The organism is uncultured Modestobacter sp. (assembly GCF_947486615.1).
Taxonomy (GTDB): domain Bacteria; phylum Actinomycetota; class Actinomycetes; order Mycobacteriales; family Geodermatophilaceae; genus Modestobacter.
Window position 1 is genome coordinate 90,275 of record NZ_CANKUD010000002.1, and the last position, 20,633, is coordinate 110,907.

Annotated in this window: 22 protein-coding genes; 13 read left to right on the forward strand and 9 right to left on the reverse strand. The window is 74.0% G+C overall.

Going from position 1 to position 20,633, the window contains the following annotated elements:
* Positions 1 to 50 precede the first annotated feature (50 nt).
* The 3 genes from Q1A09_RS03755 (at position 51) to Q1A09_RS03765 (ending at position 5,005) form a co-directional block, all read left to right on the forward strand.
* Positions 51 to 3,974, forward strand: coding sequence for a multifunctional oxoglutarate decarboxylase/oxoglutarate dehydrogenase thiamine pyrophosphate-binding subunit/dihydrolipoyllysine-residue succinyltransferase subunit (locus tag Q1A09_RS03755; protein WP_299952144.1), 3,924 nt, complete (start codon positions 51 to 53; stop codon positions 3,972 to 3,974).
* Between the two features lie 22 nt (positions 3,975 to 3,996).
* The gene (locus Q1A09_RS03760; RefSeq protein WP_299952145.1) at positions 3,997 to 4,179 is read left to right on the forward strand and encodes a DUF6104 family protein; all 183 of its coding nucleotides are present in this window, start codon (positions 3,997 to 3,999) and stop codon (positions 4,177 to 4,179) included.
* Positions 4,180 to 4,300: 121 nt separating this feature from the next.
* On the forward strand, positions 4,301 to 5,005 hold the full coding sequence (locus Q1A09_RS03765; RefSeq protein ID WP_299952146.1) for a metal-dependent hydrolase: 705 nt from the start codon (positions 4,301 to 4,303) through the stop codon (positions 5,003 to 5,005).
* Between the two features lie 23 nt (positions 5,006 to 5,028).
* On the opposite strand, the gene Q1A09_RS03770 is transcribed toward Q1A09_RS03765, so the two are convergent.
* On the reverse strand, positions 5,029 to 5,400 hold the full coding sequence (locus tag Q1A09_RS03770; RefSeq protein WP_299952147.1) for a S26 family signal peptidase: 372 nt from the start codon (positions 5,398 to 5,400) through the stop codon (positions 5,029 to 5,031).
* Between the two features lie 50 nt (positions 5,401 to 5,450).
* Between Q1A09_RS03770 and sodN the strand changes: the two genes are divergently transcribed.
* The 6 genes from sodN (at position 5,451) to Q1A09_RS03800 (ending at position 10,188) form a co-directional block, all read left to right on the forward strand.
* Positions 5,451 to 5,855: a superoxide dismutase, Ni gene (gene sodN, locus Q1A09_RS03775; protein ID WP_299952148.1), complete on the forward strand. Its 405-nt coding sequence runs from the start codon at positions 5,451 to 5,453 to the stop codon at positions 5,853 to 5,855.
* Between the two features lie 145 nt (positions 5,856 to 6,000).
* Positions 6,001 to 7,233 carry a PP2C family protein-serine/threonine phosphatase gene (locus tag Q1A09_RS03780; protein WP_299952149.1) on the forward strand — a complete coding sequence of 411 codons (1,233 nt, stop codon included), beginning with the start codon at positions 6,001 to 6,003 and terminating at the stop codon, positions 7,231 to 7,233.
* 77 nt (positions 7,234 to 7,310) lie between these two features.
* Positions 7,311 to 7,976, forward strand: a complete 666-nt coding sequence (locus tag Q1A09_RS03785; RefSeq protein WP_299952150.1) for a phosphatidylserine decarboxylase — start codon at positions 7,311 to 7,313, stop codon at positions 7,974 to 7,976.
* 11 nt (positions 7,977 to 7,987) lie between these two features.
* Entirely contained in the window at positions 7,988 to 8,785 is a 798-nt protein-coding gene (gene pssA / locus Q1A09_RS03790; RefSeq protein ID WP_299952151.1) for a CDP-diacylglycerol--serine O-phosphatidyltransferase, read from the forward strand.
* Positions 8,782 to 9,273, forward strand: a complete 492-nt coding sequence (locus Q1A09_RS03795) for a GNAT family N-acetyltransferase (RefSeq protein ID WP_299952152.1) — start codon at positions 8,782 to 8,784, stop codon at positions 9,271 to 9,273. Before pssA ends, Q1A09_RS03795 begins: the two co-directional genes overlap by 4 nt.
* Before the next feature lie 132 nt (positions 9,274 to 9,405).
* Positions 9,406 to 10,188 (forward strand): HAD-IIA family hydrolase, encoded by a 783-nt coding sequence (locus Q1A09_RS03800; RefSeq protein WP_299952153.1) that lies wholly within the window; start codon positions 9,406 to 9,408, stop codon positions 10,186 to 10,188.
* Between the two features lie 109 nt (positions 10,189 to 10,297).
* Here Q1A09_RS03800 and Q1A09_RS03805 read toward each other — a convergent pair whose 3' ends face one another.
* Complete coding sequence (locus Q1A09_RS03805; protein ID WP_299952154.1) at positions 10,298 to 10,780, reverse strand: hypothetical protein; 483 nt, start codon at positions 10,778 to 10,780, stop codon at positions 10,298 to 10,300.
* Positions 10,781 to 10,869: 89 nt separating this feature from the next.
* Between Q1A09_RS03805 and Q1A09_RS03810 the strand changes: the two genes are divergently transcribed.
* Both Q1A09_RS03810 and Q1A09_RS03815 read left to right on the forward strand, forming a co-directional pair.
* Positions 10,870 to 11,826 (forward strand): diacylglycerol kinase family protein, encoded by a 957-nt coding sequence (locus Q1A09_RS03810; protein WP_299952155.1) that lies wholly within the window; start codon positions 10,870 to 10,872, stop codon positions 11,824 to 11,826.
* Positions 11,827 to 12,139: 313 nt separating this feature from the next.
* Complete coding sequence (locus tag Q1A09_RS03815) at positions 12,140 to 12,391, forward strand: WhiB family transcriptional regulator (RefSeq protein WP_222194009.1); 252 nt, start codon at positions 12,140 to 12,142, stop codon at positions 12,389 to 12,391.
* Positions 12,392 to 12,493: 102 nt separating this feature from the next.
* Here Q1A09_RS03815 and Q1A09_RS03820 read toward each other — a convergent pair whose 3' ends face one another.
* The gene (locus Q1A09_RS03820; protein ID WP_299952156.1) at positions 12,494 to 13,975 is read right to left on the reverse strand and encodes a sensor histidine kinase; all 1,482 of its coding nucleotides are present in this window, start codon (positions 13,973 to 13,975) and stop codon (positions 12,494 to 12,496) included.
* A gap of 87 nt (positions 13,976 to 14,062) precedes the next feature.
* On the opposite strand from Q1A09_RS03820, the gene Q1A09_RS03825 reads away from it, so the two are divergent.
* Entirely contained in the window at positions 14,063 to 14,557 is a 495-nt protein-coding gene (locus Q1A09_RS03825; protein WP_299952157.1) for a GNAT family N-acetyltransferase, read from the forward strand.
* Between the two features lie 13 nt (positions 14,558 to 14,570).
* On the opposite strand, the gene Q1A09_RS03830 is transcribed toward Q1A09_RS03825, so the two are convergent.
* From Q1A09_RS03830 to Q1A09_RS03845, 4 genes are all read right to left on the reverse strand, one after another.
* Complete coding sequence (locus Q1A09_RS03830; RefSeq protein WP_299952158.1) at positions 14,571 to 14,846, reverse strand: biotin/lipoyl-binding carrier protein; 276 nt, start codon at positions 14,844 to 14,846, stop codon at positions 14,571 to 14,573.
* A gap of 71 nt (positions 14,847 to 14,917) precedes the next feature.
* Positions 14,918 to 15,964, reverse strand: a complete 1,047-nt coding sequence (locus tag Q1A09_RS03835; RefSeq protein WP_299952159.1) for a biotin carboxylase N-terminal domain-containing protein — start codon at positions 15,962 to 15,964, stop codon at positions 14,918 to 14,920.
* A gap of 400 nt (positions 15,965 to 16,364) precedes the next feature.
* Complete coding sequence (gene rsrA / locus Q1A09_RS03840; protein WP_299952160.1) at positions 16,365 to 16,715, reverse strand: mycothiol system anti-sigma-R factor; 351 nt, start codon at positions 16,713 to 16,715, stop codon at positions 16,365 to 16,367.
* Complete coding sequence (locus tag Q1A09_RS03845; RefSeq protein ID WP_299952161.1) at positions 16,712 to 17,404, reverse strand: sigma-70 family RNA polymerase sigma factor; 693 nt, start codon at positions 17,402 to 17,404, stop codon at positions 16,712 to 16,714. The genes rsrA and Q1A09_RS03845 overlap by 4 nt, the downstream gene beginning before the upstream one ends.
* Before the next feature lie 231 nt (positions 17,405 to 17,635).
* On the opposite strand from Q1A09_RS03845, the gene ybaK reads away from it, so the two are divergent.
* Positions 17,636 to 18,115 carry a Cys-tRNA(Pro) deacylase gene (ybaK, locus tag Q1A09_RS03850; RefSeq protein WP_299952162.1) on the forward strand — a complete coding sequence of 160 codons (480 nt, stop codon included), beginning with the start codon at positions 17,636 to 17,638 and terminating at the stop codon, positions 18,113 to 18,115.
* A gap of 24 nt (positions 18,116 to 18,139) precedes the next feature.
* On the opposite strand, the gene Q1A09_RS03855 is transcribed toward ybaK, so the two are convergent.
* Positions 18,140 to 19,708, reverse strand: coding sequence for a fused MFS/spermidine synthase (locus tag Q1A09_RS03855; RefSeq protein ID WP_299952163.1), 1,569 nt, complete (start codon positions 19,706 to 19,708; stop codon positions 18,140 to 18,142).
* A 19-nt stretch (positions 19,709 to 19,727) separates the two neighbouring features.
* Positions 19,728 to 20,474, reverse strand: coding sequence for an SOS response-associated peptidase (locus Q1A09_RS03860; protein ID WP_299952164.1), 747 nt, complete (start codon positions 20,472 to 20,474; stop codon positions 19,728 to 19,730).
* Positions 20,475 to 20,633 lie beyond the last annotated feature (159 nt).

A 20,633-nucleotide genomic window follows, 5' to 3' on the forward strand; every position in this document is an offset into this window, starting at 1 on the left:
CGGTCCAACGACGTCCCTCGACGAAGAAGGCACTCGACCCCGTGTCAAGCGTGAGCTCATCCCAGCCGTCCGCCTCCAACAGCAACCCGGTGGCCGGCTTCGGCACCAACGAGTGGCTGGTCGAGGAGATGTACCAGCAGTACCTCGCCGATCCACGCAGCGTGGACCAGGCCTGGCACGACTTCTTCGCCGACTACCGCCCGGGCAGCCCGGTCGCCGACGGACAGGACCGCGACACGCCGTCCACCCCGGCGCCGTCCACCCCGGCGCCGTCCACCCCGGCGCCGTCCACCCCGGCGACGAGCCCGGCCCCCCAGGCCGCGACCTCGTACGCCTCCCCGGCCCCGGCCCGCGAGGTGGCCCCGCCGGCCGGCGGGCAGGACGCACGCGCGGCAGCACCCCAGCAGCCGGCGCCGGAGCCCAGCGCCGCCGCGCCGGAGGCCGACCGCCCCGCGCCGAAGGCCAGTGCCCCCGCTCCCTCCCGAGCCACCCCCGTCGACGCCCGATCGGAGGGCACCGTGGTCAACCGCGCAGCCGAGCGCGCGTCCCAGCAGCAGCCGGCCGCACCGGCCAAGCCTGCTCCCAAGCCGGGCGCCGGTCGCCCGGCCAGCGAGGACGGCGGGCCCACCCGCTCCCCGCTCCGCGGCGCCGCGGCCAGCGTGGTGAAGAACATGACCGCCTCGCTGACCGTGCCGACGGCGACCAGCGTGCGCGCGGTGCCGGCCAAGCTGCTGGTCGACAACCGGATCGTCATCAACAACCACCTGGCCCGCGCCCGCGGCGGCAAGGTGTCGTTCACCCACCTGATCGGCTACGCGCTGGTCCGGGCGCTGGACGACTTCCCGAACATGAACGCGGCGTTCGCCGAGGTCGACGGCAAGCCGACGCACGTCCAGCCCGAGCACGTCAACTTCGGGCTGGCCATCGACCTGCCCAAGCCCGACGGGTCCCGGTCGCTGGTGGTCGCCTCGATCAAGGGCGCCGAGGAGATGGACTTCGCCGCCTTCTGGGGCGCCTACGAGGACATCATCCGGCGGGCCCGCGGCGGCAAGCTGACCATGGACGACTTCACCGGCACCACGATCAGCCTCACCAACCCGGGCACCATCGGCACCAACCACTCGGTGCCGCGGCTGACCACCAACCAGGGCACGATCGTCGGCGTCGGCGCGATGGACTACCCGGCCGAGTTCCAGGGGATGAGCCCCGAGGCGCTGGCCGAGATGGCCGTCTCGAAGATCATCACGCTGACCTCGACCTACGACCACCGGATCATCCAGGGCGCGGAGTCCGGTGACTTCCTGCGCCGGATGCACCAGCTGCTGCTGGGCCAGGACGGGTTCTACGACGAGGTCTTCCGCTCGCTGCGGGTGCCCTACGAGCCGGTCCGCTGGGTGCCGGACAAGCGGGTCAGCCACGAGGGCCAGATCGACAAGACCGCCCGGGTCATCGAGGTGATCGAGGCCTACCGGCGCAACGGCCACCTGATGGCCGACACCGACCCGCTGGAGTTCAAGGTCCGCACCCACCCCGACCTGGACATCGTCCAGCACGGGCTGACCCTGTGGGACCTGGACCGGCAGTTCCCGGTCGGCGGCTTCGCCGGTGAGCGCACCATGCTGCTCCGCGACATCCTCGGTGTGCTGCGCAACTCCTACTGCCGCACCGTCGGCATCGAGTACATGCACATCACCGACCCCGAGGAGCGCAAGTGGCTCCAGGAGCGGATCGAGGTCAAGCACGACCAGCCGACCCGGGACAAGCAGAAGCGGGTGCTCAACCGGCTCAACGCCGCCGAGGCGTTCGAGACCTTCCTGCAGACCAAGTACGTCGGCCAGAAGCGGTTCAGCCTCGAGGGCGGGGAGTCGGTCATCCCGCTGCTGGACGAGGTGCTCACCTCCTCCGCCGAGCACGGCCTGGACGAGGTCGCGATCGGCATGGCCCACCGCGGCCGGCTCAACGTGCTGGCCAACGTGCTGGGCAAGAGCTACTCGAAGATCTTCGGGGAGTTCGAGGGCAACATCGACCCGGGCACCGTGCAGGGCTCCGGCGACGTGAAGTACCACCTGGGCGCGGAGGGCAGCTTCGAGCACGGTGGCCGGTCCATCTCGGTCTCGCTGGCCAGCAACCCCAGCCACCTGGAGACGGTCAACCCCGTCCTGGAGGGCATCGTCCGGGCCAAGCAGGACATGATCGACAAGGGCGAGGGCGGCTTCACCGTCCTGCCGGTCCTGCTGCACGGGGACGCCGCGTTCGCCGGCCAGGGCGTGGTCCAGGAGACGCTCAACCTCTCCCAGCTACGCGGCTACCGCACCGGCGGCACGATGCACGTGGTGATCAACAACCAGGTCGGCTTCACCACCAGCCCGGCGCAGTCCCGCTCGACGCTCTACTCCACCGACGTCGCGCGGATGATCGGTGCCCCGGTCTTCCACGTGAACGGCGACGACCCCGAGGCCTGCGTCCGGGTGGCGAAGCTGGCGGTCGACTACCGGCAGGAGTTCCAGAAGGACGTCGTCATCGACCTGGTCTGCTACCGGCGCCGGGGCCACAACGAGGGCGACGACCCGTCGATGACGCAGCCGCTGATGTACGACATCATCGACCGCAAGCGCTCGGTCCGGAAGCTGTACACCGAGGCACTGGTCGGCCGGGGCGACATCACCCTCGCCGAGGCCGAGGAGGCCCTGAAGGACTACCGCGGGCAGCTGGAGCGGGCCTTCGCCGAGACCCACGACGCCCGGGACGCCTCGGCTCCCGAGCCGGTCATGGACCCGCGCTCGCCGCAGGAGGCGACGGTGGACACCGCCATCACCCCCGAGGTGCTCAAGGCCATCGGCGACGCGCACGTCTCCTTCCCGCCGGACTTCACCCCGCACCCGAAGCTGCAGAAGATGCTGGAGCGGCGGGCCGCGATGGCCAGCGAGGGCGGCATCGACTGGGCGATGGGCGAGCTGCTCGCGTTCGGCTCGCTGCTCATGCAGGGCGTGCCGGTCCGGCTGGCCGGCCAGGACTCCCGCCGCGGCACGTTCGTCCAGCGGCACTCGGTGCTCATCGACCGGGAGACGGCCAGTGAGTACACCCCGCTGCTGAACCTGACCGAGGACCAGGCGAAGTTCTTCGTCTACGACTCGCTGCTGAGCGAGTACGCCGCACTCGGCTTCGAGTACGGCTACTCGGTGGCCAACCCCAGGGCCCTGGTGCTCTGGGAGGCCCAGTTCGGTGACTTCGTCGACGGCGCGCAGATGGTCATCGACGAGTTCATCAGCTCCGGCGAGGCCAAGTGGGGCCAGCGCTCGGGCGTCGTCCTGCTGCTGCCGCACGGGCTCGAGGGCCAGGGGCCCGACCACTCCAGCGGCCGGATCGAGCGCTTCCTGCAGCTGTCCGCCGAGAACAACATGACGGTGGCCAACTGCTCGACACCGGCGAACTACTTCCACCTGCTCCGCCGGCAGGCGCTGTCGGAGGTGCACCGCCCGCTGGTGGTGTTCACCCCCAAGTCGCTGCTGCGCGCCAAGGTGGCGGTCAGCCCCGTCGACGACTTCACCGAGCAGCGGTTCCGCCCGGTGCTGCCCGACCCGGGCACCGGCGGCCGGCACCTGGACGGCCAGTCCGTGCGCCGGGTGCTGCTGTGCAGCGGCAAGGTCAGCTACGAGCTGCTCGCCCAGCGGGAGTCCCAGGGCAACACCGACACCGCCGTCCTGCGGGTCGAGCAGCTCTACCCGCTGCCGGCCGAGGAGATCGCCGAGGCGCTCGCCGCGTACCCGAACGCGACCGAGGTGGTGTGGGTGCAGGAGGAGCCGGCGAACATGGGTGCCTGGCAGTTCATGGCCTGCAACCTCCCCGAGCAGCTGCCCACCGGGCGCACGCTGCGGCGGGTGTCCCGGAAGGCGTCGGCCAGCCCGGCCGTCGGCTCGGCGAAGGTGCACGAGGTCGAGCAGCGGCAGCTGGTCGCCCAGGCCTTCGCCGACTGAGCCGACGGGCACCGACACCGACATGTACTTCACCGATCGCGGTCTCGAGGAGCTGGCCGGCCGGCGGGGCGGGGAAGAGGTCACCCTCGCCTGGCTGGCCGACCAGCTGCAGGCCTTCGTCGACCAGCACCCGGACTTCGAGGTGCCGATCGAACGACTGGCCACCTGGCTGGCCCGGGGCGGCACCGACGACGACGAGGACTGACGAAGGGCCACCCTTCCCCCACACCTCGCAGGCTCGGCGCGGGCCACTGAAGGGTGGCCGTTCCAGCCCCTGCTGAGCGCGCCTCCGGCGGTTCGGGCAGGCGCGGCGGCACGCTGGGTGGGTGCTCGGTCACTCGCACGCCCTCTCCGGCCTGGCTGCCGGCGCCGCGACGCTGCCCGGGGTCCCGGTGCACGGCACGGTGGCCCAGGTCGCCTGGGTGTCCGCGGTCGGCGGGTTCGCCATGCTGCCCGACCTGGACCAGCGGGGATCGACCATCTCCCGGATGTGGGGGCCGCTGACCGACGCGCCGTCGGGGGTGGTCAGCGCGATCGCCCGCGGGCACCGCTGGGGCACCCACGACGCCGTCCTGGCCCCGGCCGTGTTCGGGCTGATCGCCTACGCGGCGTCCTGGCAACGCTGGTCCAGCCTGCTGCTGATGGCGCTGGCCATCGGCCTGGCGCTGCGGGCGCTGCACTTCGTCATCCCCGGCCGGGCCGAGAACACCGTGATCGGCAACCTGCTGCTGTCCTGGGGCGGGGCCTGGCTGCTGCTGGAGCACAGCCCCAGCCCCGGCTGGCTCCCGCTGGCCATCGCGGCCGGTGTGCTCACCCACATCGCCGGTGACTGGCTGACCCGGGAGGGCGTGCCGGTGCCGGTGTTCTGGCTGGTCCGCCGCAGCCGGCTGGCGCCGGTGCACCTGCGCACCGGCGCGGTCGTGGAGAAGGCGGTGCTCGTCCCGCTGTTCGCGGTGGCGACCGTGGTGCTGCTCTACCGCAACACCGGTGCCCGGGACCTGGTCGACCCGCTGCTCGCCCAGCTGGGCTGAGCAGCCGGCGACCGGGGGCCGGGTCAGGGCGCCGGGGGCAGCCGGACCGGCCGGGGCCGCAGCCGGGCCACCACCCGGCCCAGCACCACCGCCGGCCCGAACGCCCGGGAGTCGTCGGTCACCAGCGGGTTGTCGCCCTCGACCCAGTGACCTCCGGGGGTCGCGTGCCGCACCCGTTTGACCACCAGCAGCTCCGGCCGGGAGGGGAAGCGGGCGAGCACCACGTCGCCGGGGCGCACCACCGCCTCCGGCCGGAGCCGGCGGACGAGCAGCCGGTCCCCGTGCCGGACCGTCGGCGACATGGACGGCCCGCTGACCCGCGCCAGCACCCAGCGGGTCGCCAGCCCGGGGACGTCGTCCGGGCCACGACTTCTCGACGTGTTCGCGCTGATCACCCCGGGTAGGGTCGCAGAAGATCCATCCCCACGAACCCGGAGGCACCCCCATGCGTCTGTTCCGCATGTTCTCCGCCGTGGAGGCCACCGCACACTGCGACCTCCCCTGCGGCGTCTACGACCCGGCCCAGGCCCGTATCGAGGCCGAGTCGGTCAAGGCCATCCAGGAGAAGTACCAGGGCAACGAGGACCCGGTCTACCGGACCCGGGCGATCATGATCAAGGAGCAGCGGGCCGACCTGGTCAAGCACCACCTGTGGGTGCTGTGGACCGACTACTTCAAGCCCCCGCACTTCGAGAAGTACCCGCAGCTGCACGAGCTGTTCAACAAGGCGACCAAGCAGGCCGGCGCCGCCGGCGGCAAGGGCAGCATGGACCCGGCCGAGGGTCAGAAGCTGCTCGACTACATCGCCGAGATCGACAAGATCTTCTGGGAGACCAAGGCCGCTGCCTGACGAAGGACCCGCTGTGGGACCTCACCGCTCGCGATGACGTCCCACGGCGGGCCGGACTGCCGGGTCACCCTCCGGGGTGGCCCGGCAGTGTCGTACCTGTCGCCCGGGTCCTGGTGGCAGCCCCACCTGACCCAGGAGCCTCCCCGTGAGCCCCCGATTCGACCTGCGCGCGCTGCTCGAGCGCGTGGAGGCAGCAGCTCCCATCGACGCCGTCGCGGCGGTCGCGGACTCCCTCGCCGACCTCACCGGAGCCTCCGAGGTCTCCTTCCTGATCGCCGACTTCAGCGGCCACGCACTGGTCCGGCTCAGCACCGCGACCCGGTCCCCGGACGGGACGCGGGTCCAGGGCGCGGAGTCGGCCCAGACGCTCCCGCTGGAGGGCACCGAGCACGCCGAGGTGCTGCGCACCCAGCAGGCGTCGGTCTCGGTGACCGGGCGCGGCGTCTGCATGATCGTCCCGGTCACCGACCGGGGTGACGCGATGGGCGTGCTGGAGCTGGTGCTGCCCGAGCCGCCGGACGCGCAGGTGCAGGCCGACGTGCGCGCCGCCGGGCACGCCCTGGCCTACGTGGTCATCGCCAACCGCCGGCACACCGACCTGTTCGAGTGGGGCCAGCGCACCACCCCCTTCTCCCTCGCCGCGGAGATCCAGCGCCGACTGCTTCCGCCGGCGTTCACCTGTGAGGCCGGGCAGTTCACCCTGGCCGGGTGGCTCGAGCCGGCGGCCACCGTGGGCGGGGACACCTTCGACTACGCGCTGGACCGCAGCTCGCTGCAGCTGTCGATCACCGACGCCGTCGGCCACGAGGTGGGCGCTGCCCTGCTGGCGACCCTGCTGGTCGGCAGCCTGCGCAACGAGCGCCGCCGCGGGCTCGACCTCGGCGAGCAGGCGCGCTGCGCCAACGACGCCCTGGTCGCCCACGCCGCCCCCGGCCAGTTCGTCACCGGCCAGGTGCTCCGGGTCGACCTGGACACCGAGCGTGCGCAGATCGTCAACGCCGGCCACCCGCTCCCGCTGCGGCTGCGGGACGGCCGGGTGGAGGAGGTCGAACTCGAGATCGACCTGCCCTTCGGCGTCGAGCACGGGACGGCGTTCCGGCTCCAGGAGCTCGCACTGCTGCCCGGCGACCGGCTCGTCTTCGTCACCGACGGCATGCAGGAGCGCAATGCCGCGGTGCTGGACGTCGCCGCCGCCCTGGCCGGCACCGCCGCGCTGCACCCTCGGGAGGTGGTGCACGCCCTGGGTGCGGCGGTCATGCGGGCCACCGGCGGTGAACTGCGGGACGACGCCACGGTGGTGTGCCTGGACTGGTACGGCGGACCGCAGCGCCGGCGGGACAGCACCGGTGGCGCCAGCGGGCACCTCGCCTCCACCTGATCCCGACCTGGTCACCACCGTCCGGACGCCCGCGGCGGCAGGGCCCGGTGGCGGCCTCCCGGTAACCTCGGTCTGCGATGCGCATCGACCGGGCCGGCTGGCCCTTCCTCGCCGTTCCGCTGGGCCTGTCAGCGGCGCTCTCCGCCATGGGCCGGGCCACCGGCCGGCGGTGGGCCCGTCTCGCGGCGTGGCCGTTCCTGGCCCTGTCCGGCTACATGGCGCTGTTCTTCCGCGACCCGCAGCGGCGGTGCGACGAGGCGGCCCCGGCGGACGGGGACGTGGTCTCCCCCGCCGACGGCGTGGTGATGGTGGCCGGTGAGCCGCAGCCCGGTGTCGCGCCCGACGGTGACTGGCAGCAGGTGAGCGTGTTCCTGTCCGTGGTCGACGTGCACGTCAACCGCGCGCCGTACCGCGGGGAGATCACCTCCTCGACCTACACCCCGGGGAGCTTCCTGGCCGCCTACCGGGCGGAGAGCGCGCACCGCAACGAACGCAGTGAGCTGTGGGTCCGCGACGGCGACCGGACCGTGGTCTTCCGGCAGATCGTCGGGGTGCTCGCCCGGCGGATCGTCACCCGTGTGGTGCCCGGCGACCGGGTGACCACCGGCCAGCGGATCGGTCTGATGAAGTTCGGCTCACGGATGGACGTGTTCGTGCCGCCGGAGTGCACGGTCCTGGTCAGCAAGGGGCAGCGCGTGCGGGGCGGCGAGACCGTCATCGCCCGCTGGCCCGGGTCCAGCTGAGGAGCGGGCGGATGCCAGGCAGGCGCACCACCACCGTCGAGTTCGTCCGGGGGTCGGTGCGGGGCGGGCGGCGGCGGGCCCGCTCGTGGCTGCCCAGCCTGTTCACCCTCGCCAACATGATGTGCGGCTTCGCCGCGATCCTGGTCGCCTTCCGCGGTGAGTACCGACTGGCGTGCCTGCTCATCGCCCTGTCGGTGGTCTTCGACATCGCCGACGGCGCGGTGGCCCGGCTTGTGGGCGCGGTGTCGCCGTTCGGGCTGCAGTTCGACTCACTGGCCGACCTCGTCTCCTTCGGGCTCGCACCGGCGCTGCTGGTGTTCGCGCTGTTCTCCGACGGCCGCGACGAGCTGGACGCGCTCGGCTGGATCGCCTGCTTCCTCTGGGTCGCCTGCGCGGCGATCCGGCTGGCCCGCTTCAACACCACGATCGACCCGACGGCGGACAAGCGGTGGTTCACCGGCCTGCCCAGCCCCGGCGCGGCCGGCGTGGTGCTGGCCAGCGTCTTCGCCTTCGCCGACCAGATGCAGGGCCGCGACCGGGTCTGGGTGCTGCTGGTGGTCGTCGTCCCCGGACTGCTCATGATCAGCAACGTGCGGTACCGGTCGTTCCGGTCGCTGGTCAGCCCGAAGAGCGGCAAGCCCTACGGCCTGGTGGCCACCGTGCTGCTGGTCCTCGTCGGGCTGCTCGTCGTCCCGACGGTGACCTGCTGCGTGGTCGCCTACAGCTACCTGGTGTCGCCGCTGGTCATGCCGGTGCTCACCCCGCTGGGCCGGTTCGTCCCGGCACGGGTCAAGGAGGTGCTCTCGTGAGCGTGCGCCGGGTGCGACCGGACGACGTCCCCACGGTGCTGGGGCTGGTCCGCGAGCTGGCCGCCTACGAGCAGGCCGAGCACGAGGCGCAGATGACCGCCGGGCAGCTGCACGAGGCGCTCTTCGACACCGCGCCGGCGCTGTTCGGCCACGTGGCCCTGACCCCGGACGGCGAGGTCGCCGGCTTCGCGCTGTGGTTCCTGACCTTCTCCACCTGGCGCGGCACCCACGGCATCCACCTGGAGGACCTCTTCGTCTCCCCCGCGCACCGCGGCACCGGCCTGGGCCGCGAGCTGCTGCGCACGCTGGCCCAGGAGTGCGTCGACCGCGGCTTCGCCCGGCTGGAGTGGTCGGTGCTGGACTGGAACACCCCGTCGATCGAGTTCTACCGGGCCGCCGGCGCGGTCCCGATGGAGGGGTGGACGGTGCACCGGCTCACCGGGGACGCGCTCAGCACCTTCGCCGCCGACGTCCGCGCCCGCAGCTGAGCCCCCGACCGGCATGATCGGCACGGCTACAGCGGGACGCGTGCCGTGCCGATGCAGCAGCAGCCGGCCCACCGCGGGCCGGCGGACCCGACCGCGAGCCACCGGCACCACCCGAACGACAGGAGAGACGGCGTGACCACCGAGCGCGGCGAGTCCCAGTGCTGGCTGACCGACATGGACGGCGTGCTGGTGCACGAGGGCCATGCCCTGCCCGGGGCCGCGGACTTCCTGGCCCGGCTGGTGGAGCGGCAGCGCCGCTTCCTCGTCCTGACCAACAACTCGATCTTCACCCCGCGGGACCTCTCCGCCCGGCTGGCCCGCAGCGGGCTGGAGGTGCCCGAGCAGGCGATCTGGACCTCGGCGCTGGCGACGGCCGACTTCCTGTCCCAGCAGCTGCCCGGCGGCTCGGCCTACGTCATCGGCGAGGCCGGCCTGACCACCGCCCTGTACGAGGCCGGCTACACGCTGACCGACACCTCCCCGGACTACGTGGTGCTCGGGGAGACGCGCACCTACTCCTTCGAGGCGATCACCCGGGCGATCCGGCTGATCGGCGCCGGCGCCCGGTTCATCGCCACCAACCCCGACGTCACCGGCCCCTCCCCGGAGGGCCCGCTGCCGGCCACCGGCTCGGTGGCCGCGATGATCACCAAGGCCACCGGCGCGGAGCCCTACTTCGTGGGCAAGCCCAACCCGATGATGTTCCGCAGCGCGATGAACCGCATCGAGGCCCACTCGGAGTCGACCACGATGATCGGCGACCGGATGGACACCGACGTCGTCGCCGGCATCGAGGCGGGCCTGGACACGGTGCTGGTGCTGACCGGGTCGACCCGGGCCGAGGACGTCAGCCGCTTCCCGTTCCGGCCCAGCCGGATCCTGCCCTCGATCGCCGACGTCATCGAACTGGTCTGATCAAGGACCCCGTCCTCCTCATCCCTCGCACGCTCGGGACGAGCCTCTGGACGGGGCCGGCGGCGCGGGCCCCTGAGCGGGGGCCGGAGAGCGGACGACGGGGTCTTCCTCAGCGGTCGAAGAAGGCCAGCCGGGCCTCGGGGGTGGCGAGCAGGTAGAGCTCGACGGCGACCAGCGCCAGCACCGGCACGCCGATCAGCGGCTGGCCGGCCTGGAAGGCCGTCGTGTAACCGAAGACCCCGAGCAGCAGCTGCAGTGCCACGACCGGGCCGCGCGCCCAGCCCGACACCCGCCACAGGCCCACGGCCGCACCGGTGAGCAGCGCGGCGCCCAGCCCCACGTAGACCACCTCGGCAAGCGCCCGGCCCACGCTGTCCGGGTTCCCGGTCAGGGTCAGGACGAGCAGCACCCCGGCCAGGACGGCGAGGGCAACGGCCTCCACGGCCACGACGAGGGCGGCCCGGCGGACCGCGGCCGGTGCCGGCTCGCGCACCCGCTGCGGACGCGGGGCGGCGGGCTCGGCAGCGCCGCCGAGCAGCCCCTCCGCACGGGGTCGGCGACGACCGGGAGCGTCCTCCTGCTGGCCTGACACGGCGCCGAGGTTACGCCGGGCGCCCGCCCCTCCCCCGCCGGCGGGACGTGCGCGCCGCCGGCCCGGCCGCGCTCGTTATGTTGGGACCCATGCGTGGGCTCCTGGTGGCGAACCCGGCGGCCACCACCACCACCCGCAAGGTCCGCGACGTGCTGGTCCGCGCCCTGTCCAGCGAGCTCAAGCTGGACGTCGCCGAGACCCAGCACCGCGGGCACGCCCGTGACCTCGCCGCGCAGGCCGCCGCCGACGGGGTGGACGTGGTGGTCACCCTGGGCGGTGACGGCACGGTCAACGAGGCGGCGAACGGGCTGCTGGAGCAGGGCCCCGGTCCCGACGTGCCCACCCTCGCCGTCGTCCCCGGTGGCTCGACCAACGTGTTCTCCCGGGCGCTGGGCCGCTCCCGGGACCCGGTCGAGGCGACCGGGGAGATCATGGACTCGCTGCGCGCCGGCCGCACCAGGCTCGTCTCGCTGGGCACCGTCACCGCCCGCACCGGCGAGGCGGAGGACTGGACGGCGCCCCGCTGGTTCGTCTTCGCGGCCGGGATGGGCTTCGACGCCGACGTGATCTCCCGGGTGGAGGCCCAGCGTGCCCGGGGGCGGCGCTCGACCGGCGCGCTGTACGTGCGGGCAGGGGTCAACGCCTTCGTGCTCGGCCGGGACCGACGGCGGCCGCCGATGACGCTGCAGCTGCCCGGCGAGGCCCCGGTGGACGGGCTGTTCCTGGCGCTGGTGAGCAACGTCAGCCCGTGGAGCTACCTCGGCGACCGGCCGATCGTGCCGAGCCCGGAGGCGTCGTTCGACACCGGGCTGGACGTCTTCGCGATGGGCCGGGTCGGAGTGGCCCGGATGGTGCACCACGTGCGGCAGACGATGGCGGCCCGGCCCGACGCCCGGGGCCGCGGCGTGCACCGCTGGCACGACCTGGGCGAGCTGACCCTGACGGCTGCGCACCCGCAGGGCTGGCAGGTCGACGGCGACCACCTGGGCACCGCCACCGCGCTGCGGGTGCGCTCGGTCCCGCAGGCGCTCCGCGTCGTCGTCTGAGGAGCGGCTGCCCGGCGTCGTGTGACGCAACACGCGGACCCGTACCCCGCCGGGTGATGCCGGCCTGCGCGCCGCTCGGGTAGCAACGAGTGGCGAGGTCCCCGCGGGCGTGGTGAGGTTGCTCACGAGCCCCGCTGAACGCCCGGCGAACTGCTTGACAGTGCGTCGTCTCGTGAAACCATCACAAGCAAGCAACCTGCTGTTAACGAGCAGGCGGTCGCCGTACGTCGCGCTGATCAACAAGCGCACTCACCTGCGGGCGCGGTCCGAGAGGCCGCCGACCGACCAAGACGAGATCGAGGAGTACACCGCCATGGACTGGCGCCACCGCGCGCTCTGCCGGGACGAGGACCCGGAGCTCTTCTTCCCGATCGGGACGACGGGCCCCGCGGTCGTCCAGATCGAGCAGGCGAAGGCTGTGTGCCGTCGGTGCCCGGTCGTCGAGTCCTGCCTGGACTGGGCACTGAGCTCCGGCCAGGACTCCGGTGTGTGGGGTGGCCTCTCCGAGGACGAGCGCCGCGCCCTCAAGCGCCGCACCGCGCGCACCCGGGTCCGCACCGCCTGACAAAGGACCCCCTTCCTCCCACCACGAGCTCCGCTCGCGGCGGGCCCCTGGAAGGGGGCCGTACAGCAAGAGCCGCTCCCTTCGGGAGCGGCTCTTGCTGCTTCAGCGGCGGGGGCGGGCGGCGCCGGGGAGGCTGAGGACGGCCTCGGTGCCCGGGCCTCCGCCGGCCGGCGGGCCCATCTCCAGGGTCCCGTGCAGCTCGCTGGTCACCAGCGTGCGGACGATCTGCAGGCCCAGCCCGGTGCTCGCTGCCGGGTCGAAGTCCGCGGGCAGGCCCCGGCCGTCGTCCCGTACGCGGACGACCAGGTCGTCGCCGTCCCGCACGGCGTGCAGCACGATGGTGCCGGGCTCCCCGTCCGGGAAGGCGTGCTCGGCGGCGTTGTGCAGCAGCTCGGTCACCGCCATCACCAGCGGCGTCGCCGCGGCCGCCGGCAGCTCGCCGAAGGCGCCCTCCCGGGTGAACCGGGCCGGCCGGCCGACCGCCGTCACATCGCCGAGCATGGGCAGCACCTGGTCCAGCACGTCGTCCACCTCGACGACGTCCTCCCGGCTGCCGGCCAGCGTCTCGTGCACCACCGCGATCGAGGCCACCCGCCGCACCGACTCCTCCAGCGCCGCGCGGGCGGCCGGCTCGGTCATCCGCCGGGCCTGCAGCCGGAGCAGGGCGGCCACGGTCTGCAGGTTGTTCTTCACCCGGTGGTGGATCTCCCGGATGGTCGCGTCCTTGGTCATCAGCGCGCGGTCCCGGCGGCGGACGTCGGTGACGTCGCGGACCAGCACCAGCGCACCCTCCTCCCCGCCGGGCGTCTGCAGCGGCAGCGCCCGCACCAGCATGGTCGCCGCGTCGTTCTCCACGTCCATCGGCTCCGGGAACCGGCCGGCGACCGCGGCGTCGATGCTGGCCGCGACCGCCTCCCCGGCCACCCGGTCGGCGGAGACGCCGCGGGTGACCTCGGCCAGCGGCGAGCCGACCACGTCGCCGGTCACGCCCATCCGCCGGTAGGCCGACAGCGCGTTGGGGCTCGCGTACACGGCCCTGCCGGACGAGTCGAGCCGGACCAGGCCGTCGCCGACCCGGGGGCTCATCTCGGCGTCGTCCAGCATCCGCGGCGGGAAGGTGCCGGAGGCGACCATCAACGACAGGTCGGCAGCGATGTCGAGGTAGGTCAGCTCCAGCGTGGACGGCGACCGGGTCGCCGCCAGGTTGGTGTCCTTGGCGAGGACCGCGACCACCACGCCGTCGTGCCGGACCGGGATGACCTCCCGCCGCAGCGGTGCGGCACCGGACCAGTCCGGGTCGCCTTCGGTGATCGGGCGACCCTCGCGCTGCGCCAGCAGGAACGGCTCGACGCCGGCGCCGGTGACCTCGCTGCCGATCAGGTCGTCGGGCTGGCTGGTCGGCGCGGTCAGCGGGCGCACCTGCGCGACGCACCACCAGGCACCGCTGCGCAGCGGCACCCACAGCGTCAGGTCGGCGAAGGACAGGTCGGCCAGCAGCTGCCAGTCGGCGACCAGCCGGCGCGCGTGGTCGACCTGGGACGGGCTCGCCGAGCCGCGGGTGAGACGTTCGGACAGGCTGCTCATCGTCCGCCGAGCCTACGGCGTGCCCGGGGGCCCACCGGCCCCTGCGCGGCAGGAGCGCGACAGTCTCCCGCTGTCTACCCTGCTGGGGTGGTCTCCCCCGCCCTGCTGATCGGCCCGGCCGGCCCCGCCGACTTCCCGCGGATCGCCGAGCTCACCGTGGGCGTCTACACCGATGAGGACCTGGTCTCCGCCGGATACGTGCCGCAGCTGGCCGACGTCGCCGGCCGCGCCGACCGGGCCGAGCTGCTGGTGGCCCGCGACCCCGACGGCCAGATCGTGGGCAGCGTCGCGCTGGTGCTGGACGGCGACTTCGGCGAGGTCACCGAGTCCCCCGACGAGGCCGCCTTCCGGATGCTCGTCGTCGACCCGGCGGCCCGCGGCCTCGGCGTCGGCGAGGCCCTGGTGCGCGCCTGCCTGGACCGGGCCCGCGCCGCGGACCGGCGCCGGATGGTGCTGTCCACCGGGGACCGGATGCGTGCCGCGCACCGGCTCTACGAGCGGATGGGCTTCACCCGGCTGCCCGAGCGTGACTGGACGCCGGTACCGGGAATCGACCTGCGGGTGTACGCGCTGGCCCTGTGAGCCGGTGCGGTGGTCAGCCGGGGACGACGGTGGCGATGAGGTCGCCCTCCTGGAGCACCTCGCCCTCCACCACGTGCAGCTCGGCGACGGTGCCGGCGAACTCGGTGAGCACCGGGATCTCCATCTTCATCGACTCGAGGATCACCAGCGTGTCACCGGCGGCGACCTCGGCCCCGGGGGCGACGAGCACCTTCCACACGCTGGAGACCATCTCGGCGTGGACCTCCTGGACCGCCACCGGCGCCTCCTGTTCCGAGAACTGCACCGCCGGGCTCGACGGTGTGCTCATCCAAGCACGCGCGTGTCCGGGGTCCCGACGCGTGATCATCGGGGGACTCCCGCCAGACCACCCGGACCGGGTCAGGACGGGTCGGGCACCAGGGCACCGGCGATCCGGTGGAGCACCCCGCAGACCGCCGCGCCGTCGTGCGGCACGCCGGTCTCGGGCAGCCCGGTGAGCAGTTCGGTGGCCTCCCGGGCGGCCGTGGGGGTGTCCGAGGCCGCCGCGCTGACCGTGGCCAGCAGCGCGTCGTACCAGCCGTCCAGCCGGTCGCCGGGGTCGTAGCCGCTGACCGCCACCACCTCGGTGTCCCCGGCCTCCCGGCGCAGGGGCCGGTCGGGCAGCGGCCCGGTCACCCGGCCGGCGGTGCCCGGCGGCAGCGTGGAGCGCAGCTGGACGGCGAGCGCCGCCCGCGGCGCGGTCGGCTCGGCGTCCGGGCGGCTCCCGGCGCCGGCCCCGACGGCGCTGCGCAGGCCGAGCTCGACGGCGTCCACGCCGTGCGCGCGTTCCAGCACCGCCATGTCCAGGGAGAAGCCGGCGGCCACCTCGGCCAGCTCACCGTCGGGGTCGATGCCCACGGTGACCAGCCCCCGCCAGCCCACCTCGGGCAGCCGGCGGGCCGCGGCGGGCAGCGGGCCGAGCCCGGCCGGCGGGGTCCAGGACAGGCGGGGGGTGCCGCCGGCGCGGTCGCGCAGCACCGGGGTCACGTGGTGCAGCCCCTCCGCGGTGACCCAGGCGAGGAAGCCTCGTTCGCTGGCCGGCTCCACCCCGTCGCCGCCCAGCCGCTCGAGCACCTCCGGGTCGGGTCCCACCCAGGTCAGGCCGGCATCGGCGACCGCGGCCGCCAGCCGGGCGCTGCCGGCCAGCACCGGGGGCACCGGCAGGACGGCGTCGACGCGGGTGCGGCGGGCGGCCTCGACCAGGCGGCGCTCGTCCAGGTAGGACTCGGTGGCCGGCGCCGGCCCGAGCAGCACCGACTCGTCGGCCATCCGCACGTGCCGGGCGTCGCGCTCGGCCTCTGAGCACACCGCCACCGACTTCACGCCCAGGCGCCCGCAGGCGCGGATCACCGCGCAGGCCATCGGCCCCCGGCCGGCGACCAGCACGCTCTGCACTGCCTGGACCACGTCGTCCCCCGTCCCCGGCTCCCGCCGGACTCCCCGGCCCCTGAGCCGCCCGTGCACCTCGCACGGACGCATGCCGACCCGTGAGACCCTTGCAGGGTCAGCTTGGCCGGTCGAGGGGCACCCCGCATCCCGCGGGGGCCCCGCGCCGGCTCGATGAGCAGCTGGGCACGGCCCCGACGAGCGCACGGCCCGCCGGGGAGCACGGCCCCACCGAGAGCACGTGAGAGGAGGGCAGCGATGTCCAAGCGTGGACGCAAGCGGCGCGCCCGTAAGAAGAGCGGCGCCAACCACGGCAAGCGCCCCAACGCCTGACCACACCGAAGAGGCCCCGTCCTCTGCACCCGAGCGGTCTCGGATGCAGAGGACGGGGCCTCTTCGTCGTGCTGGGTCGCGCGACGGCCTAGCTGCGCTCCTCCGGGAGCCGCTCGGTGTAGGTCTCGACGCTGGCCCGCTCGACCCGCACCTGGGTGCCGTCCTCCTCGAAGGAGACGCTGGTCAGCTGCACCTTGATCCGGTCACGCAGGCCCACCGGGGTGGGGTCACCGCCGCAGCGGCGCCGGACCAGGGCCTTGAACTCCTGCTCGATGCCGAACTGGCGCAGGCAGGGCGAGCAGTCCTCGAGGTGCTCGGCGATGACCGCGCGGCGGGCGTCGTCGGTCTCGTGGTCGAGGAACTCGAACACGTGCGACAGGACGTCGTCGCAGGAGTTGATGTCGTCCTGGTGGCCGGTCTCGTGAGCGTCGGTGCTCATGAGCGGGTCGCCTCCTCCGCGGCCCCGGCGCGGACGAAGCCGCGCTCACGGGCGTAGTCGGCCAGCAGCTTCTGCAGACCGCGACGGCCGCGGTGCAGGCGGGACATCACCGTGCCGATGGGCGTGCCCATGATCTCGGCGATCTCCTTGTAGGCGAACCCCTCCACGTCGGCGAGGTAGACAGCCAGCCGGAAGTCCTCCGGCAGCTGCTGCAGCGCCTCCTTGATGTCGGAGTCCGGCAGGTGGTCCAGCGCCTCGATCTCAGCCGACCGCAGCCCGCTGGAGGTGTGCTCCTCGGCGGCGTAGAGCTGCCAGTCCTGCACCTGCTCGGTGGGGTACTGCTGCGGCTGCCGCTGCTTCTTGCGGTAGCTGTTGATGTAGGTGTTCGTCAGGATCCGGTACAGCCACGCCTTGAGGTTGGTGCCCTCGGCGAACTGGTGGAAGGCGGAGTACGCCTTGACGAACGTCTCCTGCACCAGGTCTTCGGCGTCGGAGGGGTTGCGGGTCATCCGCAGCGCCGCCGGGTACAGCTGGTCCAGGAACGGCAGGGCGTCCCGCTCGAACCGGGCGTCGCGCTGGGCCCTGGTCTCGGCGAGCTCGGCGCGGCTGCCGTCGGCGCGCGCTTCGGGGGTCTGCTCGGGTGCGCCCGTCTCGACGACGGGGCTGTCGACAGCGGGATCTTCGGGCACCGACCGTCCTCTCTGCGGCGCCCGGGAGCGGACGACCACGTCGGTCGATCCTAGCCGGGAACGGACAGGTCGGCCGGGGGGACGGCGGTCGGGCGCGGATCCGCGCGCGGTGCGCGCCGGGGCACCCGGGACTGTGCTGCTCACGGTCGGTGCAACGGCACCCACCCGGGCTCGATTCCCCGATGCGGCCTTCGATCGCCGTCCGGCCAGGCGGGCCTAGGCTGCTGCGCCGTGGCGGCAACACCCGCGGTGCGGGCCCTGGAGAAGGCCCGGGTCCCGTTCTCCCTGCACGAGTACGACCCGGCCGACGGCGCCGACGGACACGGCTGGGGCGGCGTCGCCGTGGCGGCGCTGGGGGCCGATCCGGCGCAGGTGTTCAAGACCCTGGTCACCCGGGTCGACGGCGCGCTGACCGTCGCCGTCGTCCCGGTCGGCGGCCAGCTGGACCTCAAGGCGCTGGCCGCCGCCGCGGGTGGGCGGAAGGCCGCCATGGCCGACCCGGGCGACGCCGAGCGGAGCAGCGGCTACGTGCGCGGCGGGATCAGCCCGCTCGGCCAGCGGAAGGCGCTGCCGACCGTGGTGGACGACAGCGCGCTGGCCTTCGGCACGGTGCTGGTCAGCGCGGGGCGGCGCGGGCTCCAGGTCGAGCTGCCGCCGGCGGACCTGGTGCGGCTCACCCGGGCGCGCACCGCCGCCGTCACCCGCTGGTGACCGACCCCGGCACGCGGGCCGGGGTCAGCGGGCCGCGCTCGGGTAGGGGGTGAGCAGCTGGTCGACCGGCGCGAAGTCGTCGGTGAGCACACCGGCGTCCCCGACGAACTCGTCCAGCTCCGCCCCCTCGGCCACCTGCCAGGCGAGCCCCCGGTCGGCCATCGCTGCGGCGATCTCCGTCGCGGGCAGCGGGCGCTGGGAGGCCACTGCGACCACGTTGCCACCGTCCTCCCCGGCCAGCACCGGTGCGCGGGCCAGCAGCAGCACGTGGTCGAAGACCTGCCGCATCGTCGCCAGCTCCGCCCGGACGAACGACAGCGGCGGGTGGTCGATGAGGTTGACCGCGTAGACGCCGTCGGCGGCGAGCGCGTCGTCGACCAGCTGCAGCGCCTCGACGGTGGTGAGCTGCCACGGCACCGACAACCCGCCGAACGCGTCGCCGACCACCAGGTCGCGCCCGCCCGCGGCCTCGTCGTCCAGCCCCACCCGCGCGTCGCCGACCCGCACCCGCAGCTCCGCGGACGTCTCCAGGCCCAGTTCCTGCTCGTCGATCTCGACGACCCCGGGGTCGACCTCCAGCACGAGGCTCTCCGTGCCCGGCCGCACCTCCGCCAGGTAGCGGGGCAGGGTCAGCCCTCCCCCACCCACGTGCAGCGCCGAGATCGGCTGACCGGCCGGTGCGATCGCGTCGGTGACCGAGGCGATCGCCTGGACGTAGGTGAACTCCAGGTGGGTCGGGTCGGCCAGGTCGACGTAGGAGTGCCGCAGGGTGTCCAGCAGCAGCACCCGCCCGGTGTCCCGCTCGGGGTCGGCCACCACCCGGGCGCAGTGGTAGGCGGTCTCCCGCTCGCAGGGCGTCGGCGCCACGGCCGCCAGCACCGGGGCGGCGACGGCCAGGGCCAGCAACCCGACCGGCAGCCGGCCGGCCACGCCCGGCGTCCGGCGTCGCAGCAGGAACGACAGCGCCACCCCGACCACGACGACGAGCAGGCCGGTGCCGACCAGGATCACGCTGCTGGGCAGCACCGCCACCAGCACGAAGCCGGTGGCGAACGTGGCCACGATGCCGCCGATGGTGCCGATGCCCGACAGTCGCCCGACGACCGAGCCGGTCTGGGCCAGGCTGCCCAGCTGCAGCGCGACCACCATCGGCGGGACGGCGGACAGCAGCGCGGCGGGCACGACGACGGCGACCGCGGCCAGCAGCAGCACGTTGCCCGCGGCGGCGCCGGTGAGCAGCTCCCCGGCGAACCGGACCAGCGGCAGCACCGCGACCACCAGCGCACCGCCGGCGACCATCAGCGGCGCGATCAGCCGGCGGGGGTCGGTGCGGTCGGCGGTCACACCCCCGGCCCAGGCACCGACCGCGATCGCGGCGAGGGCGAACCCGATCACCGCGGTGCTGGTCTGCAGGGTGATGCCGACGTAGGGCGCGATCAGCCGGAGACCGACGATCTCCAGCACCAGCACCGCCCCGGAGGACAGGAAGGTGACGCCCGCGGCGATCCAGTCGGGCAGCGCCCGGGACCCGGGGGCGGGCGACGGGTCGGCCGATGCGGTCGGGGCGGTCGGGTCGGGGTCCAGCGGGCTCACCTCGTGGATCGGGGGACGGTCAGAACAGGGCCGGCTGGTCGGCGGGCTCGCTGACCGACTCGACCCGGGCGGTCAGCTGCGGCCCGTTGTTGGCCACGTTGCCCACCGCCGGGCCGACCGGGCGGATCTCCAGCCGCTCGACGACCTCGGCCGGGGTCGGCTCGGCCAGCGCGGCGACGTCCTGCTGGGCCGGGTCGAGCCAGTCGGCCCAGCTGTCGCGGGGCAGCACCAGCGGCATCCGCGGGTGCACCTCGGCGAGCGCGCCGACCGCCGGCGCGGTGACCACGGTGCAGGTGTAGAGCCGGTCCGCAGCCTGCCCCCACACCTCCCAGAGCCCGGCGAAGGCCAGGCCGGCGCCGTCGGCCGGGGTGACGTAGAAGGGCTGCTTGCCCGGCCGGTCCTGCCGGGGCGCCCACTCGTACCAGCCGTCGGCGGGCACCAGGCAGCGCCGGGTCGCCGCCGCCGTGCGGAACGCCGGCTTCTCGGTCAGCGACTCCACCCGGGCGTTGAGCATCCGGTTGCCGATCGAGACGTCCTTGGCCCAGGAGGGCACCAGCCCCCAGCGGACCGCCCGCAGCTCGCGGTGCCCGCCGCCGGTGAGCGCGCCCTCGGCGTCCCGCTCCTTCTTGTGCCGGACCACGTACACGTCCTTGGTGGGGGCGACGTTGTGGTCGGCCGGCAGCGGCGACTGCCCCTCGGCGACGACGGCCTCGAACTCCAGCACCAGGTCCTCGGGACGACGGCTGGCGGCGTAGCGACCACACACGGCGCTCTCCTCCCCGGACGCCCGCGGGGAGGGCGGCCCACTGCGAGCGTAGGGGCGGCCACCGACGTCCTGCTCCGGCAGCCGCCGGGAGCTCCGGGGTGCACGAGGGCACCGGGGAGGGGTAGGACGGGGGCAGCAGACCCGACGAACCGCGACGAC